Annotated in this window: 1 protein-coding gene and 1 pseudogene; both read left to right on the top strand. The window is 41.0% G+C overall.

Features of this window, described 5'->3' with window-relative positions:
* The coding region (gene pnpS, locus DCM90_RS09680) for a two-component system histidine kinase PnpS (protein WP_109251159.1) at window positions 1-1,073 on the top strand (1,073 nt) is incomplete at its 5' end.
* 166 nt (window positions 1,074-1,239) lie between these two features.
* Window positions 1,240-1,411: pseudogene (locus tag DCM90_RS10255) on the top strand (substrate-binding domain-containing protein); the annotation flags it as partial.

The following is a 1,411-nucleotide window of genomic DNA, read 5'->3' as shown; positions in this document are numbered from 1 at the left end:
CTGGCCTAAAAACCAAAGTCTCCCAACAGGATCAGCAATACAAGGATCTAGCCGAAACAATGGAGGTTCTTCTGTCGCACCTAACCATGGGGACGTTTTTAGTTTCCGCTCAAGGTCAGATGTTATTATCCAGTCGCTCTCTGCCTCATTATTTTCCCGATGTGGACGGCGACATAAGTTCACTTGATGACCTCAAACGGATGGATATTCGGAATTTAGTTCACCAAGCCTTTGATCAAAAAACAAGGTTAAAACAAGAAGTAAGTGGGTTTCATGAGGGTGACTTGATTTTAGAAGTGACAGCAGTTCCCGTTTTTAGCCCCACCCAATCTGTGGAAGCTGTGCTCGTCTTGCTATATGATTTAACAACGATTAGAACTTATGAAAAGTTAAATTTAGCCTTTGTCTCAAATGCCTCCCATGAATTGAGGACACCAGTTACTTCGATTAAGGGCTTTGCTGAAACCATTAAGGGGATGTCAGCTGAAGAAGAAGCGCTCAAGGATGACTTTCTAGACATTATTTACAAAGAAAGTTTGCGTCTTGAGCATATTGTTGAGCATCTTCTTACCTTATCTAAGGCTCAACAAATGCCTATACAATGGACGACCCTTTCTTTGGCAGAATTTGTACAGGATTTGACTCAAAGCTTGCAACCTCAGCTCAAGAAGAAGGATTTACAGCTAAAGGTGCAGGTGCCAGATGATGTCACCCTCGTATCAGATAGTCAATTACTTTCCCAAATCTTACTCAATCTTTTATCCAATGCCATCCGTTACACTGAACAAGGGGGAAAAATTGAGGTCAAGACCCAAAAGGTGAACGAAGGCATTAAGATTTCTGTATCAGATACAGGGATTGGTATTAGTCAATTAGAGCAGGATCGTATTTTTGAACGTTTTTACCGAGTTAATAAAGGTCGAAGCAGACAAACTGGTGGCACTGGTCTTGGCCTTGCCATTGTCAAAGAACTCAGTCAATTATTAGGTGGCCAAGTCACGGTGACGAGTCAGCTTGGCAGAGGCAGTTGCTTCACGATTTTTCTTCCTAACCAATCTTTCGCACAGGACTAATAATTTTTTAAGCTATTTTTAGGAGCAGCCATTTTTCAAAAGTGGCTTTTTTTGATTCTTTACACAATCTTTACATGAATCAGGGATAAACCTTTACAAAGACTTGTTAGACTATAAATGTAGTAAGCCTACACAAGAAAAATACATAGGGATAAAGGTGATTATTATGAAATTCAAAAAAATGCTTACTCTTGCAGCCATTGGCTTATCAGGATTTGGGCTTGTTGCCTGTGGCAATCAGTCAGCTGCTTCCAAACAGTCAGCTTCAGGAACGATTGAGGTGATTTCACGAGAAAATGGCTCTGGAACACGGGGTGCCTTCACAGAAATCACAGGGA

This window comes from Levilactobacillus bambusae (genome assembly GCF_003124125.1).
Classification (GTDB): Bacteria; Bacillota; Bacilli; order Lactobacillales; family Lactobacillaceae; genus Levilactobacillus; species Levilactobacillus bambusae.
The sequence above is the reverse complement of the archived record's forward strand: the minus strand, read 5'-3'. Positions and strand labels throughout refer to the sequence as shown.